Raw genomic sequence first — 14,975 nt, 5'->3', positions numbered from 1 at the left:
GCGCTTATTTTTCGCTTTGCCCTGATAGATTCCAACGCTATTTTCGGGCATGGCAGTGCTATCTCGCATACTCTGCGCAATTCCTTTCCTCTCTGATCCGCTGAAGATCCCAGACCGTAACTGACGGTGCCGGGCGCGAGCTTGCCGCTCCGTCTTTTCTCGGCACGCAGAACAAATGCAGAGCAGTACCCATGAATCCTTTTGGAGGCTTTGTACCCATGACGAAGCGATACAGGAAATCTCTGTCTCTATTGGGCATGATCTCTGGCCTATTTCTGTTGTTGTTCGCGGAGGCGCATGCGCAGACATTTCGTGGCGGTATCAACGGCACGGTGACGGACCCGTCCGGCGCAGTGCTGGCATCGGCGAAGGTGATAGCCACAGATGTGTCGACAGGCATCTCGCATGACACGATCACTTCCAGCGCGGGCGAGTTTTCGTTTCAGGATCTGCCGCTTGGTACCTATACCGTTGTTACCGAGGCTTCCGGTTTTCAAGAGATCAGGGTCAATAACGTCATGGTGCGCGCGGGCACGATCTACACGCTACCCATCAAGCTGTCCATGGCGCGGATGGCGACGACCGTGGAAGTAAGCGCGGCGGCGCTGGCTCTGGACACCACGACGACAACACAGACCTCGGGCGTGACTGGCAAGATGTTGCAGGATACGCCGCTGAATGGCCGCGACTTTACGCAGCTCGTGGTGCTGGCTCCGGGCTTTGCGAATTCCGGCGCGGGCGGCTACGGCTCGCTGAATGGTACACGCGCGAACCAGATCAACTGGCAGATCGACGGCATCGACAACAACGATCTCTGGCATAACATTCCGGCCGTGAATCAGGGGGGCGTCTCCGGTATCGCCGGCATCATCCTGCCGATCGATGCTGTCGACCAGTTCTCAACCCAGACGCAGGCACAGGCCGAGTCGGGCCGCAACCCGGGCGGCAGCGTGAACCTCTCGCTCAAGTCGGGTGGCAATGATCTGCACGGTTCGCTCTACTACTACAATCGCAATGAGTTTTTCGGTGCGACCAATCCATTCTCGGCTCCGGTCAAGCAGGAAGTCCGGAACTATAACTATGGCTTTTCTGCCGGCGGCCCTTTCATCAAGGACAAGCTCTTCTGGTTTACCACCTATGAGCACCAGCGCTTCCTGATCGGTGTGCCAGCGCAGGCCACCGAGCCCTCGGAAGCATGGCAGACGGCCGCGCAGGCCCAGCTGACGACGGCGGGAGTGCCGGTGAACACGGTGACCGAAAACCTGTTGAAGACGCTCTGGCCTTCGTCGGTGACGGGATCGCTGGCCGGCGACACGGGTGGGCAGCCGACCGTGGATAACTACACCAACACCGATCCGGAGTATGGATACAGCTACAACGGCCTGGCGAAGATCGACTATACGATCGACGATCGGAACAGCCTGACGGCGCACTGGTTTGTCGGGCAGGGCAACCAGGTGGCCCCGGTGGGTTCGGAGTTGAAGTACTACTACGAAGTCGCGCCGATCCACGTGCAGAATTACGCGGTGGTGTACAACCACGTGTTCTCCCCGACGATCACCAACCAACTGCTGCTGGGCGTGAACTATTTCAACCAGGTCTTCAACGACTTCAACAACAGCTTCAATGTGTCTTCGCTTGGATTGGTGACAGGCTCGACCCTCTCGGGCGCACCGAATATCTCGATCACCGGCTTCGATCCGGTAGGTGAGACACCTCCCGAGGGCCGTAATGACATTACCGGTCACCTGACGGACGATGTTTCCTGGACTGTGGGAAGGCATCAGATAAAGTTTGGCGGTGAACTACGGAAAGCGCAGCTGGACGAGTTCTACCATCGCCATGCCCTGGGCAGCTTTACTTTCGATGGAAGCGAAGGGCCGTGGACTTCGAGCGACTCGCGCGTCAATGCACTGTCGGACTTTCTGGCCGGCTATGTGAAGACATCTTCGATCGCGCTCGGTGATCCCGATCGCCAGGTCTTCGTCAACACGCTTGAGTTTTTCGGGCAGGACTCCTGGCAGATCAATGCAAAGTTCAACCTGAACTATGGACTCCGTTGGGATTACGAGGGTCCGCTGCATAATCCATGGAAGAATCTCTCCGTTTTTCGTCCCGACCAGGGCGGCGTGGTTTACCAGGGCAACCAGATCAGCAACCTCTATGACCCGACCTATCTCAACTTCAGCCCGCGTGCTGGCATCAGCTACCAGTTGACGCCTTCCACCGTGCTGCGTGCCGGCGCGGGACTCTTCTATGACACGCCGAACCTCAACCCATTCCTCGACAATCGTCCGGGCAACGGCGCACCGAACGGCGTCGAAGGCAATCCCGGCGGTCCGGACCCGGTGACGACGGCGACGGCCTCGTCGTACACGATTGTGGATGGCGAAAATGTCTTTCCCGATGCGACGGCTTCGGACAGCATTTTCTCGATTGCGAAGAACTTTGTGCCTTCGCACAACCTGAACTACAACATCCAGGTGGAGCAGGGCCTGGGCAGCAAGCTGGTGGCGCAGCTGGGTTATGTAGGCAGCGGCGCACGGCATCTGCTTTCGATTCTCGACATCAACCAGGCGGCGCTGAACAGCGGCAACGTGACCAATACGGCAGCCGGCATGGATGTGCCGGGCACAGATATCTTCTGCGCTCCTCAGTACACGATCCAGAACTGCAGCCGGCCGTATTTTTCGCAATTTCCCAGCTATACCTTCATCAACGAGGTGCGCAGCATCGGAACCTCAAACTACAACGCATTGCAGGCGACCATGCGTGTTGCGGCTGTCCATGGTTTGAGCGGGCAGGCGACTTACACCTGGTCCCACAACATGGACGAAGTCACTGCCTATCGCGGAGCCCTGCCGCAGGACAGCACCAATTTTAAGGGCGACTATGGTCCGAGCGATTTCGACCAGCGGAATATCTTCGTTGGGTTGCTTACTTATGATGTGCCCGGTTCGCAACACTGGAAGAGCCTCACCAGGGGGTGGCAGCTCAACAGCCTGCTGACCTTCCATGGCGGTCTGCCGTTTTCTGTCTACAGCTCGTCGGATACCTCGGGCACCGATGATGGGAACCAGCGCGCGAACTATGTAACCGGAGTGAATCCGTATGCGGGCTACCGCAAGGGCGCGGTGAATGCCAACTGGCTGAATCCCAATGCCTTCGTCGATGCATCGGCGGGAACGTGGGGCGACACGCGGCGCAATGCTTACTACGGGCCGGGCTACAACGATGTGGACCTGTCCGTCTTCAAGAACACGCGGATCGGGGAGAAGATTACCACGCAGTTCCGCGTGGAAATGTTCAATGTCTTCAACCATACAAATTATGCTTCGCCAGCCAGTATCAATCCGTCCTACACTACGGACACCAGTCTTCAACTGACAACCACCATTGGCAATTACAACGGCGCGCCGGGAATTGGCGCGGGTGAGCCTTTTAACACGCAGCTGGCGTTGAAGATCATCTTCTAGCGCCGGAGATATATCTGCATTTGGGCTTCAGGGCGTCTGCGTTTGAGCGGGCGCCCCGGGGCTTTTTGAGCGAGCTTTTCAACACCGGAAGTGGAGTCGAAAAATGGGTGTAACACGTCGTGATTTTCTGATGCGGGTAGGCCAGGCCGGCGGCTTTGGTGCAGCGTTTCTTACCATGCAGCACCTGGGATTGATGCCGGTGGCCGCAGCCGAGGCTTCGCGTGTGGAGCTGGCGGCGGGCGCGGGCACGAAGGTGGTGATCCTGGGCGGCGGCATCGCCGGCCTGGTGGCTGCGTACGAGATGGGCAAGGCGGGCTACTCGTGTACGGTGCTCGAGGCGCGGCAGCGCCCGGGCGGACGCAACTTTACCGTGAGAAACGGCACGAAGATCGAATTTGCCGATGGCGCCAGCCAAACGGCGATCTGGGAAGCAGACAGCTACTTCAATGCAGGCCCGGCGCGCCTGCCCTCGATTCACAAGACGATGCTCGGTTATTGCAAGGAACTTGGGGTTCCGCTCGAGGTGGAGGTGAACACCTCGCGGAGCGCGCTGCTGCAGAACGACGACGCCTTCGGCGGGAAGGCAGTGGAGCAGCGGCAGGCGATCAACGACACGCGCGGCCACGTATCGGAGCTGCTGGCCAAGTGCATCCAGAAAAATGCGCTCGATGACGTGCTCTCCAAGGAAGATCACGACCGGATGCTCGAGTTTCTGAGCTACTACGGAGACCTGCAGAAGGATTTTAGCTACACAGGGTCGGAGCGTAGCGGTGTCGAGAAACTGGCTGGCGCTGGATTGGATACGGAGGTACTGCGTCAGCCGCTACCCATGCATGCGCTGCTCGATGCAAAGTTCTGGAACGGCATGATGTATGAAGAGATGTTCGACATGCAAGCGACCATGTTCCAGCCGGTAGGTGGGATGGACCGCATCCCGTATGCGTTTGCGGAAAAGCTTGGCGATACGGTGCAGTACACCGCGGTGGTCAAGGAGATCCGCAAGACGCCAAAAGGTGTGAGGGTGGTTTACAGCAAGAGCGGTCCGGACCAGGTGATCGAAGCAGATTACTGCATCTGCGCGCTGCCGCTGACGATTCTCAGGAATATTCCAAATGACTTTTCACCGCAGGTGAAGCAGGCGATCAGCGAGGTCTACTACGACAGCGCGTATAAGGTGGCGTGGGAGTCGCGGCGCTTCTGGGAGCAGGACTACAACCTCTACGGTGGCCTAGGTTTCGTCGTTAAGGGGCCGGTTAACCTGATGTGGTATCCGAGCGGAAAGCTGTTCTCGGAGAAGGGTGTGCTGGTGGCGGGCTACGGCGTTGAAAACCAGTCGGATTTTGGCAAGTTGCCCAGCATGCAGGCCAAATTCGAAGCTTCGCGCGCGGCGGTTGAAAAGCTGCACCCTGGCCATGGCAAGGAACTGACCAATCCGGTCTATATGAACTGGGGGATGATGCGCTATAACCTCGGTTCGTGGGTGGGCGCGGCGCCGAGCTATGTGAAGAATCGGCGCAGTGACTATTACGACGGACCATACAAGGCGCTGATCGAAGCCGATGACCGCATTTATTTCTCCGGCGATCACTGCAGCCACATCATCGGCTGGCAGGAGGGCGCGGCTCTGGCATCGCATCGCGTGACGCGCATGATTTCCGACCGCGTGCAATCGGCGCGGCTGAGCGCATCCACCACAACGCAGCAGGCATAGCAGAAGAGTAGAAAGGACAGAATTGATGTTGCGAATGAGAACAGGCCTGGCCGCTGCCGCACTGCTGTGCGCCGCTGTCGGCACGGCGATGGCGCAGACGAAGGTTGTCCACGTGCAGTCGGATGCATCCCCGCTGGCAACGGCGGTGTGGGCCGGCGATACGCTTTATGTGAGCGGACAGCTGGCTTCGCCGGTGACTCCGGCGGATCCGGCGACGGGTAAAACTGCGGATTATGGCGATACGCAGGCGCAGGCAACGAGCATCTTCAAAAAGCTCGATGCGATCCTGAAGGCGCAGGGCCTCACGCTGGGTGATGTGGTGAACATGCACGTCTACATGGCAGGCGATCCAAACAAGGGCGGCAAGATGGACTTTGCCGGTCTGCAGGCGGCTTACCTGCAATACTTCGGCACAAAGGACCAGCCGAACAAGCCATCGCGTGCAGCGATGCAGGTGGCTGCGCTGGCGGCTCCGTGGGCCCTGGTGGAGATCGAGGTGATCGCTGTTCGCTCGAAATAACGAGTGCCGGCAAATGAAAAAGCCCCGGCTCTGGCCGGGGCTTTTTTTGTGCATCGTGATCAGAGACTACGACAGGACGCTGAAGCGATGGCTGCGATCGAGCGCTGGCAGAGCAAGCTCGGCATTGCTGGCGTTCATCACCTGCTTATAGGCAGACTGGAACTTCGCCATCTCGGCGCGGGTGCCGACGGTGATGCGAACCCAGGTGGGCATCACCGGCCACACGCGGCCGATGAAGACATCCTGCTTCGCCATGGCGGTCATCACGTCTCTGCCCGGGCGGCGAGTGTCCATCATGAAGCAGTTGCTCTCCGATGGAATGAAGGTCACATTGTTCGCGGTAAGCCACTCGAAGGTTTCCGAGCGAATTTCGGCGTTGAGCTTCTTGCGCTGTGGGACGACGTCCTTATCCTGCAGGCTGGCTGTGGCCGCGGCGACCGCGGTGATGGGCATGGCATTCATGCCGAAGTACTGCAGCTTTTCGAGCAGGTCCGGGCGGCCGATGGCAAAGCCGCAGCGGATACCGGCCATGCCGTAAATCTTCGAGAAAGTTCGCAGCACGATCACGTCTTTGTCCGCTTTGACCAGATCGAGCGACGATGTCGTGTCGGAGAAGTGGATGTAGGCTTCGTCTATGAGCAGGATCGAGCCTTTGGGCTTGTTCGCCAGCGCGTATGCGATGTCTTCGTGAGGAGTGGTTGTACCGGTAGGGTTGTTCGGATTGCAGATGTAAATGACGCCAGCATTGGGATCGGCAGCGACCATGGCCTTGACGTCGTGCGCGTGCGTGGCGGTGAGTGGAACCTTGATGACTTTCGCACCCTTGAGGTCTGCTGCGCGCATGCCGGCTTCATAACCAGGATCGGCGGTGACGAAGGGTTTCTCCGGTGAGGTAAAGGCGAGCACCGTGTAGTGGAGCGGCTCGCTCGAACCCGCATAGGGCATCACGTATTCGGACTTGAGGCCTTCCATGGCGGCGAAGGTCTCGGCCAGCTTGAAGGTGAGATCGGTGTCGTAGCGTCCACCTTCAGCGATCATACTGGAGATGGAAGTACAGGCCGCGGCGCAGGGACCGAGTGGATTTTCATTGGCATCGATGCGGATGGCGCCGGCGGGATAGGCCTCCATGTGGAAACGGCGGCGCTGCGCCTGTGCGAGATGCGGCTCGGTGAGGATGGGGACTGCGGCGAGTGCGGAAGCGGTGGCGGCGAGCCGAAAGAATGTACGGCGGGAGAGTGCGGATGCGTCAACAGCCATAGCGGGCTCCTTGCTGGTGGCGAGATGTGTGCGCGGGCCCAGGACAACGGCGGCAAGAGGGATGTGCGTGAGCCATAGCTCAATCTAGTCCCGTCCAGCTTCAGGGACAAGCAGGATGTGCAGGCAGGAGTTCTTCGTTTATGGGCGCTATAAACAATTGCATGGCTACGCTGGTAGGATGAGTGCGATGGCTGCCGAAAACCCTATCCTGTCTGCCAGAACCCGCTGGATTAACTGGTCGAGCTTCGTTTTCGCCCTGCTGCAGAGTCTGTGCACCGCGGTACTCACCATCAGCGGTGTGCGCGTTCTCATTGGCCTGGGAGCGCTGGCTGTGGCTGCAGGAACCGATGCTCCGGCGCGCGGCTGGCATCAGGATGCGATCCGGATTCCGATGATGCTGCTGGCATTGGCTGGTGCGCTGGTGAATCTTTACGTGCTGTGGCGGGTGCGCCGGCTGCGCCAGCGTCCGGCGGCTCAATGGCGTATCCAGCCGCTTACGGCGAAGGAGCGGCGTTCGGAGCGATGGCAGTTTGCGCTGGCGATTGTGACGCTGGTCCTGCTGGCTCTGGAATGGTGGACGCACTCCATGATGCACCATCCGCATCTTCACTAGGGTGTAGCTCGCGTCAGGCTGGTTCCGGCGGCTCCTCGCTCAGAACCTTGTCGAGCCGGGCATGCAGCCGTTTGCTGAAATCGACAGGCAGCTCGAAGACACGATCGTCGGCCACGAGAATGATAATGTTCCGCGTCGAGTCGAGGATCGCCGAGCAGATTTCGCAATGGGCGAGATGGCGCTCGACCTCGAGACGCACTTCGGCGGAAAGCGTGCCGTCGATGTATCCGGAGATGTGGTCCCAGACGTGGCGGCAGTTCATAGCCATGAGAACCTCCCCAGCCAGGAGCGTTTGCCGGATTGGAGCACATTGTTTGCGGTGCGGCTGAGCTGCGGCGCGAGTATCTTCTGCAGCATCATGCGCGCCCGATGCAGGCGTACCTTCACCAGCGCAACGGAGATGCCCAGCAGCTCGGCGGTTTCATTCACACTGAGCTCTTCGACATCCCGCAGGATGATGATCTCGCGGTAGCTCTCGGGCAGTTCGGCGAGTGCACACTCGATGAGGGAGCGGATCTCCTGCCGCTCGAGCGCGGCCTGCGGCACCTCGCGCCAGTCAGTAAGTGCAGCGGGCGTAAAGTCGCCCTGATCCTCCCGCCTTTCGTCGAGCGAGTCGGTGGGGACGCGGTTCTCACGGCGCAGGCGGCTACGTGCTTCGTTCAGGGTAATGGCGATCAGCCAGGTGCTGAATTTCGCATCACCGCGGAAACTGGCCAGGCGGCGATAGGCCTTGAGCACCGCGTCCTGCACCACGTCTTCGGCCTCTTGGGTGTTCTTTACGAGTGCAAAAGCTGTGCGGTAAAGCTGCGCTTCATAGGGAAGGATGAGGAGATGGAACTTGTCCCGCTCTCCGGCCAGCACGGCGGTAATCAGCGCGGCCTCAGTGGAGAGGCCCGGCGCGGCGCCGATGGGGCCGGAAGCGGTCATTCCTCCATTGTGCCTCGGCGCGCCATGTATTTGCCAATGAACGTATCGAGCGCAAAGAACCCGGACCCGAAGACGAGCACAAGCAGGGAAGCAAAGAGGAAGGTGAAAGGATCGGCGATGTAGAACTTGCCGGGGTCGCTGAAGACGGAGGTGAGCGCCTCACGGTCGGCAGTGAGATAGGCGACAAACATGTTCGCACTGAGTAGCAATGCGATGAGCCGGCTGCCGAGCCCGAGCATGAGTAGAATGCCACCGGCAAACTCCAGCACCGAGATGGCCGGAGCCATGAGGCCGGGCGCGGGAATGCCAAGGGAGGTAAAGAAATCCTTCACATGTGCAAGGTTGTGCAGCTTGCCCCAGCCGGTCTGCGCGAACTGCCATCCCCAGTAGAGCCGGATGGCGAGCAGCAGCGGCGACTGGAGCCGCGAGACCAGACGGCAGAAGTGGACATAGAGCTGCGCCATGCCGGAGCGGGGCACGGCTGGAGAGACGATCGCGGTCATCGGGATTCTCCTGAATTTGTGATAGCTGGATCTGTAATGGCAGGGCTTGTAGTCAAATGTGCGGCGAACCAGCCCATTGCCATCCAGGAGGCAAAGGACTGCTGCAAGATCGTGCTCTGATCCGCTTCGGGGAGATTGCTGCCAGCGAAGGCGGCATGGATGGCTTCGCCGAGGGAGTTGCCGGCAATCAGTGCGGCAAGCAAATGAAACTCTTCGGCGTCGAGGCGCTTGTAGTAAACGGAATTTTCATGGCGATGAACAGCCAGATGGATGGCCTCAGGCGCAAGCGATGCGACACGGCGAACGCGCCTGCTGCGCCGGGCAACGCTGGCGCTGTTGCTCGCCGCGTCCTGGCTGCCCGCTTCGCTGCGCAGTGCAATCAGCAGATCTTCGACCGGATAGCGCAGCGCGAGCACGTGGAGATGCGGCTGCAGGCGGAGCACGGAATCCGCGTCCATGGCTGCGAGTTCGTCGGGATCGAGCAGTGGCAGGTGTGCGGAATCGAACGCTTCGATGTGCGCCCATTCGAGCCGCGCCATATCCATGGCGAGATCGCGGCGCGGCCCCAGGAATTCGGGGTGCGCTTCGAGCCAGCCTTCCAACGCGGAGCCGAGGTTACGGAGAGAAAAAGAGCGCGACGGGCATGCGGTGAGGTAATTGCGCATGAGGCGGTCGAAGGGTTTCGCGCCAAGGATGGCCTTGAGCCCCGGGAAGTCTTCTTCAAAGGACGAATAGAGGCGGAACCAGTACTGGCGGTTGTAGATCTCGAGGCGCTCGAATGCGGTGAGGCGGTCATTGGGGCGAATCAGGGATTCGGCTTCGGCGCGGTTCGATGTGCCGTCATGGCGCATGCGCGGCATCGCCTCGCTGCCGGTGAGCGGGTGCATGATGGCTGCGGCGACGCGGCGCTGTAGCTGTTCAAGTGTGGGCGCTGAGATTGCGATGTGGCTCATCGTGCGCCTGCTTTCCCTGCAAGCTCCGGCTCTTCAATGACGGTGTGAGATGCCGAGGCCGCGGACTGCAGATAACGATTGGCCTTGAGCGCTTCTGCATGCACTTCGTCGAAGCTGGGAATGTTGTCATCCCATTCGAGCAGCGTGGCTGTGGGGCCGGCGCGCTCGATGGTGCGCGCATAGAGATCCCACACCGGGTCAAGCACGGGGTGGTCATGCGTGTCGAGGATGTACTTCTCGAACTTCGAATGGCCGGCGATGTGGATCTGCGCAATGCGCTCGGCAGGCACCGCATTTACGTAGGTAAACGGATCGAAGCTGTGGTTCTGCGAGGAGACGTAGATGTTATTCACGTCGAGCAGGATGCCGCAGTCCGCTCGCTCAACAACTTCATTGAGAAACTCCCACTCGGTCATCTCAGAGATGTGATATTCGGCATAGCTCGAAACGTTTTCGACGACGACCGGGATTTCAAGATAGTCCTGAACATTCCGGATGCGCTCGGCGGTATGGCGCACGGCCTCCCAGGTGTAGGGCATCGGCAGCAGATCGTGCGTGTAACGGCCATCCACTGAGCCCCAGCAGAGATGATCGCTGAGCCACGGCGTCTTCGTGCGGCGCACCAGTGTCTTGAGCCGCTTCAGGTGCTCAGGGTCCGGCTCGGTGACCGAGCCGAAGTACATGGAGACGCCGTGCTGGACGACCTTGTACTGATCGAGGATGCGATCGAGAACTTCCAGCGGGCGTCCGCCGTCGACCATGTAGTTCTCCGAGATGATCTCGAACCAGTCGACGCCAGGTTTGCGCGTGAGGATGTGATTGTAGTGCGGGACGCGCAGCCCGATGCCGACTCCGTAATCGGTATATCCGTTGAAGCGATTTGCAGCCATAGGGAACTCCGGTGGGGTAGCGTACGGGCCGGAGATCATGTCCGGCCCGCGAAGTAGCTGGTCGGTGGAGTTAGGAAGGCTTCTTGGAGCCGTCGGTTGCGCAGCCACCCTTGCCCTTGCAGCTGTTTTTGCCCTTGCAGCCGTTGTCGCTGGACTTGCAGCCACCCTGACCCTTGCAGTCGTTCTTGCCTTTACAGGCGTGCTTGGCAGTCTTGTCCATGTTGACGGTGCTGTACGATGCCTTGCCCGCCTTCAGCACGGGGTTGGCGCTCTGCGGCGTGGCTGCGTGCAGTGCGGCAGCGCCGCTCAACATGCCGGAAACCGCAGCGGCCACCAGGGCGTTCTTCATTGAGTGCTTCATCGGTCATTTCTCCTTATACGGCTCGTGACCTGGCGCGGATGCGCCGGCGGGAAGCCGTCTACCGCATGGGACTACGGCAGCCGGATAAGGTTACAGAGAGGAAGAAGAATTATGCGACCGGGGTGCGAGGACGAACGCAACCAGCGTCGATCCATGCTGCCCGCTGTCCAGCTCGGCCTGTGCATTCAGCTCGTCCTCAAGCGGTGACCAGCTGGTGTCGAGCTCGGCGGCAAGAATATCCTCCTGCGGGGCGCCAACAAAGCAGAGCTCGCAGACGCCGATGCCTTCGGCCGAGCGCACGGGCGGTCCGAAGATGCGGCAGGTCATGGGGCGCGCCGCATAGAGGTCGCAGCCGCCAGTTGCAGGGTCGAGAGCGGGACAGGGTTCGTCGTTGGCGAAGTCTTCGAACGCTTCATTTGCTGCGTCGTCTTCCCGCAGGATCCCGGTCTCCGGATCTCCGGGAAAATGCGGCGTGAGGCGCTCGCGCGAGCGTGTCGCACGCTCATGAACACGGGCGGCGCGCTCCGGATCGTCATGCTCGAGCGCGGTGATTCCATCCCGTAGCCGCTGGGCATCGAGTGCGCTGATAGGAAAGACTCCGATGCAGCACTGGTTGCATCCGAGATGGCATGGAAGCCACGAACCGGACATGGAGCTGGAACGGCGTGCTGCGTCGGTGAATGCGTCAGCGACAATCTGTACGAGTTGGGTGTCGTTCGGCATGAGAGCGAGATGTCTCTTCAAGGATAGTCGAGATTGAGTGCGGTGGAGATGACAACGGCTTCAGCAACGCATGCTAGGGTGAGTGGAACAAGACATGCGGGAGAGTAAAAGTTGAGGCGCAGGATGTGGCATGAATGTGCATGGTGGCTGGCTATCTGCGCGGTGCTGCTGTTTGCGCGCGTCGCACACGCACAGGATAACTATGAGATCCAGGTCTACGGTTCGGAGACCGTGGCGCCGAAAACTACCATGCTCGAGCTGCACAGCAACTTCACCGCGGACGGAACGAAGCCGCTGCCCGGCTCGCCTTTCGCCGCCGATCGCCTCTATCCCACGAATCATGCCGAGCATGAGACGGTGGAGATCACGCAGGGTGTCAACAGCTGGTCGGAGGTTGGTTTCTACATCTTTACGAGCCTGCGCGATGGGCAGGGCTGGCAGTGGGTCGGCGATCATATTCGTCCGCGTGTGCGTGTCCCGGACAGCTGGCACTGGCCGGTGGGCGTGAGTCTGTCGACGGAGGTCGGCTACCAGCGCCGCGATTTTTCGACCGATACCTGGACCTGGGAAATTCGACCGATTGTGGATAAGCAGATCGGTCGCTGGTACTTCGCGGTGAATCCTGCGCTGGAACGATCCTTCCATGGCCAGACTGTGAATGAGGGCCTGGGTTTCTCACCCAATGCGAAGGTCAGCTACGACTTCAATAAGTATGTGACGGGTGGACTTGAGTATTACGCGTCCTATGGTTCGCTGCGTGGCTTCGATTCCCTGCATGACCAGCAACAGCAGTTTTTTCCGGCGATTGATCTGAATGTGTCGCCGAACTGGGAGATTAACTTCGGCGTGGGGGTGGGGCCGACTGCGAGCACGGATCATCTCATCGTGAAGGGCATTGTGGGGAGACGCTTCGACTGGACGCATCATCGCACGGGCAGCTCCGACAGCCTGCAGTAGAGGAGAATCATGAACCGGCGTGAATTCGTGAAGAGCACAGCGATGACTGCGGCACTCGCGGCCGCGGCCAGATTGCGGGCGCAGCAGACGGCTGACGTAACGCTGGAAATTGCTCCTCTGAAACTGGAGATTGCTCCAGGCAAGACGATCTCTACCCTTGCCTATAACGGGCGCGTGCCCGGGCCGCTTATCCGCTGGCCAGAGGGAAAAGCGATCACCATGGACGTGCACAATCGCACGGATATCCCGGAGATTGTGCACTGGCATGGGCTATGGATTCCTGCCGATCAGGATGGCGCAATGGAGGAAGGATCGCCGATGATTGCGCCGGGCGGCGAGCGGCGTTACCACTTCACGCCGGAGCCGGCAGGCACGCGCTGGTATCACACACACACCTTTGCCGGGCACGATCTGAAGCGGGCACTCTACTCCGGTCAGTTCGGTTGCTTTTATGTCGAGCCGAAACAGGAGCCTGGCGATTATGACCAGGAGGTCTTTCTTACCCTGCATGATTGGAATGCCTACATGGGCAATGGCGGCGATACATCCATGGATGCTTCCTACGACTACGCGACGATCAATGACCGCATGCTTGGGCATGGGGAGCCGATCCGCGTAAAGCAGGGGCAGCGTGTGTTGTTTCGCATCGTGAACGCCAGCGCCACGGTCACGCACTGGCTGGGCATGGCTGGCCATCGCATGATGGTGCTCTCGCTTGACGGCAATGTGGTGCCGGTCCAGAAAAACATTGAGGCGCTGCGGCTGGCCCCGGCCGAGCGTGCCGATGTGCTGATCGAGATGACGAGGCCCGGCGTGTGGGTGCTGGGGGAGACGCGCGACGAGGTGCGCAGATCCGGCATGGGCGTGGTGGTGGAATATGCCGGTGCAAGCGGGGAGCCGCAATGGATCGCGCCGCCCGAGGCAGTGTGGGATTATGCGCAATTTGCCCATCCGCAGGCAGAAGCGGCTGTACCCGATCACGTATTGCCGCTGGTCTTTACCTCGAAGTTCCATGGTCACGGCGAATTCGATTCCTGGATGATCAATGGCAAGTCGTATCCGAAGACGGACACCATCATGCTGGAGCAGGGGAAGCGATATCGCTTGCAGATGGTGAATAAGAGCATGGACGATCATCCAGTGCATCTGCATCGCCATACTTTCGAGGTGACGAGCCTCGATGGCCGCCCGATGTCCGGTCTGCGCAAGGATGTGGTGGTGGTTCCGGGAAAGTCCACGGCGGAGATAGACTTCGTTGCCCAGAACCCGGGAGCCACACTTTTTCACTGCCATCAGCAGACGCACATGGACTTTGGCTTCATGATGCTTTTGCGATATTCCTGAGACATGGTCAACGTGGAAGAGATCGGGCCGGTTGAGATTGGAGAAGAGGACCGGCTGTTCGTACTTACAGGCGCGGGCGTGAGCGCCGAGAGCGGGCTGCCGACATTTCGCGATAATGGCGGGCTTTGGAATGGCTATCTTGTAGAAGATGTGGCCACGCCTGAAGCCTGGCATGAGGATGCGGAACAAGTGTGGCGCTTTTATGCCATGCGCCGCCGGGATGCGCTGAGCGCCAGGCCGAATGCGGCGCACACTGCGCTGGCCCGGCTCGAGCAGCGACTCGGGGACCGGTTCTATCTCTGCACGCAGAATGTGGACGACCTGCATGAGCGCGCCGGCTCAAAGCGGGTGGTGCACATGCACGGCGAACTTTTTCGTTCGCGCTGCGAGCGGGCATGCGGCCGGGGCGACTTCTTCGATGAAGGCATCTATACGGCAGCCGCGGAGATTCCTCGCTGTACCTGTGGCGGCCGTATCCGGCCGCACATTGTGTGGTTCGGAGAGACGCCGCTCTTCATGGATGAAATCTATGCCGAGATCGAGCGCTGTACCATGCTGCTCGTGGCTGGTTCTTCGGGAGCGGTATATCCGGCTGCGGGATTTGTGCAGTGGGCGCGGCGGCGTGGATTGCGGACGTTCTATGTGGGGCCGGAGCTGCCGCTGAACGCGAGTCAGTTCACCGAGCGGGTTATGGCCAACGCGGGTGAGGCTCTGCCTCGATTGTTCCCGTAGTTTCACCT

General features: G+C 60.0%; 15 protein-coding genes. 7 read left to right on the top strand and 8 right to left on the bottom strand.

Annotated elements, in window-relative coordinates; translation table 11 throughout:
- Nucleotides 1-257: 257 nt before the first annotated feature.
- The 3 genes from ESZ00_RS01305 to ESZ00_RS01295 all read left to right on the top strand — a co-directional run bounded on the left by ESZ00_RS01305 (nucleotide 258) and on the right by ESZ00_RS01295 (nucleotide 5,707).
- Nucleotides 258-3,476, top strand: a complete 3,219-nt coding sequence (locus tag ESZ00_RS01305; protein ID WP_229741077.1) for a TonB-dependent receptor — start codon at nucleotides 258-260, stop codon at nucleotides 3,474-3,476.
- A gap of 103 nt (nucleotides 3,477-3,579) precedes the next feature.
- Nucleotides 3,580-5,187, top strand: a complete 1,608-nt coding sequence (locus ESZ00_RS01300) for a flavin monoamine oxidase family protein (RefSeq protein WP_129206364.1) — start codon at nucleotides 3,580-3,582, stop codon at nucleotides 5,185-5,187.
- A 34-nt stretch (nucleotides 5,188-5,221) separates the two neighbouring features.
- Nucleotides 5,222-5,707: a Rid family hydrolase gene (locus ESZ00_RS01295; protein WP_129206363.1), complete on the top strand. Its 486-nt coding sequence runs from the start codon at nucleotides 5,222-5,224 to the stop codon at nucleotides 5,705-5,707.
- Nucleotides 5,708-5,773: 66 nt separating this feature from the next.
- Here ESZ00_RS01295 and ESZ00_RS01290 read toward each other — a convergent pair whose 3' ends face one another.
- Complete coding sequence (locus tag ESZ00_RS01290) at nucleotides 5,774-6,964, bottom strand: pyridoxal phosphate-dependent aminotransferase (protein ID WP_129206362.1); 1,191 nt, start codon at nucleotides 6,962-6,964, stop codon at nucleotides 5,774-5,776.
- A gap of 187 nt (nucleotides 6,965-7,151) precedes the next feature.
- Between ESZ00_RS01290 and ESZ00_RS01285 the strand changes: the two genes are divergently transcribed.
- Nucleotides 7,152-7,577, top strand: coding sequence for a hypothetical protein (locus tag ESZ00_RS01285; RefSeq protein WP_229740875.1), 426 nt, complete (start codon nucleotides 7,152-7,154; stop codon nucleotides 7,575-7,577).
- 13 nt (nucleotides 7,578-7,590) lie between these two features.
- Here ESZ00_RS01285 and ESZ00_RS01280 read toward each other — a convergent pair whose 3' ends face one another.
- The 7 genes from ESZ00_RS01280 to ESZ00_RS01250 all read right to left on the bottom strand — a co-directional run bounded on the left by ESZ00_RS01280 (nucleotide 7,591) and on the right by ESZ00_RS01250 (nucleotide 11,934).
- Nucleotides 7,591-7,845 (bottom strand): anti-sigma factor family protein, encoded by a 255-nt coding sequence (locus ESZ00_RS01280; protein WP_129206361.1) that lies wholly within the window; start codon nucleotides 7,843-7,845, stop codon nucleotides 7,591-7,593.
- The gene (locus ESZ00_RS01275; protein ID WP_129206360.1) at nucleotides 7,836-8,504 is read right to left on the bottom strand and encodes a sigma-70 family RNA polymerase sigma factor; all 669 of its coding nucleotides are present in this window, start codon (nucleotides 8,502-8,504) and stop codon (nucleotides 7,836-7,838) included. The genes ESZ00_RS01280 and ESZ00_RS01275 overlap by 10 nt, the downstream gene beginning before the upstream one ends.
- Entirely contained in the window at nucleotides 8,501-9,007 is a 507-nt protein-coding gene (locus tag ESZ00_RS01270; RefSeq protein WP_229740874.1) for a DoxX family protein, read from the bottom strand. The genes ESZ00_RS01275 and ESZ00_RS01270 overlap by 4 nt, the downstream gene beginning before the upstream one ends.
- On the bottom strand, nucleotides 9,004-9,960 hold the full coding sequence (locus tag ESZ00_RS01265; RefSeq protein WP_129206359.1) for an HvfC/BufC N-terminal domain-containing protein: 957 nt from the start codon (nucleotides 9,958-9,960) through the stop codon (nucleotides 9,004-9,006). The genes ESZ00_RS01270 and ESZ00_RS01265 overlap by 4 nt, the downstream gene beginning before the upstream one ends.
- Complete coding sequence (gene bufB / locus ESZ00_RS01260; protein WP_129206358.1) at nucleotides 9,957-10,850, bottom strand: MNIO family bufferin maturase; 894 nt, start codon at nucleotides 10,848-10,850, stop codon at nucleotides 9,957-9,959. Before bufB ends, ESZ00_RS01265 begins: the two co-directional genes overlap by 4 nt.
- 70 nt (nucleotides 10,851-10,920) lie before the next feature.
- Nucleotides 10,921-11,211: a hypothetical protein gene (locus ESZ00_RS01255; protein ID WP_129206357.1), complete on the bottom strand. Its 291-nt coding sequence runs from the start codon at nucleotides 11,209-11,211 to the stop codon at nucleotides 10,921-10,923.
- A gap of 90 nt (nucleotides 11,212-11,301) precedes the next feature.
- Entirely contained in the window at nucleotides 11,302-11,934 is a 633-nt protein-coding gene (locus tag ESZ00_RS01250; protein ID WP_129206356.1) for a YkgJ family cysteine cluster protein, read from the bottom strand.
- Between the two features lie 123 nt (nucleotides 11,935-12,057).
- Between ESZ00_RS01250 and ESZ00_RS01245 the strand changes: the two genes are divergently transcribed.
- The 3 genes from ESZ00_RS01245 to ESZ00_RS01235 are packed head-to-tail and all read left to right on the top strand — an operon-like array spanning nucleotide 12,058 to nucleotide 14,967.
- Complete coding sequence (locus ESZ00_RS01245; protein WP_129206355.1) at nucleotides 12,058-12,891, top strand: hypothetical protein; 834 nt, start codon at nucleotides 12,058-12,060, stop codon at nucleotides 12,889-12,891.
- Nucleotides 12,892-12,900: 9 nt separating this feature from the next.
- Nucleotides 12,901-14,235, top strand: coding sequence for a multicopper oxidase family protein (locus ESZ00_RS01240; protein WP_129206354.1), 1,335 nt, complete (start codon nucleotides 12,901-12,903; stop codon nucleotides 14,233-14,235).
- Between the two features lie 3 nt (nucleotides 14,236-14,238).
- Entirely contained in the window at nucleotides 14,239-14,967 is a 729-nt protein-coding gene (locus tag ESZ00_RS01235; RefSeq protein WP_129206353.1) for an NAD-dependent deacylase, read from the top strand.
- The last annotated feature ends 8 nt before the right edge of the window (nucleotides 14,968-14,975 follow it).

Source organism: Silvibacterium dinghuense (assembly GCF_004123295.1).
In the GTDB taxonomy this organism is placed as follows: domain Bacteria; phylum Acidobacteriota; class Terriglobia; order Terriglobales; family Acidobacteriaceae; genus Silvibacterium; species Silvibacterium dinghuense.
This window is presented reverse-complemented; position numbering and strand designations above follow the sequence as displayed.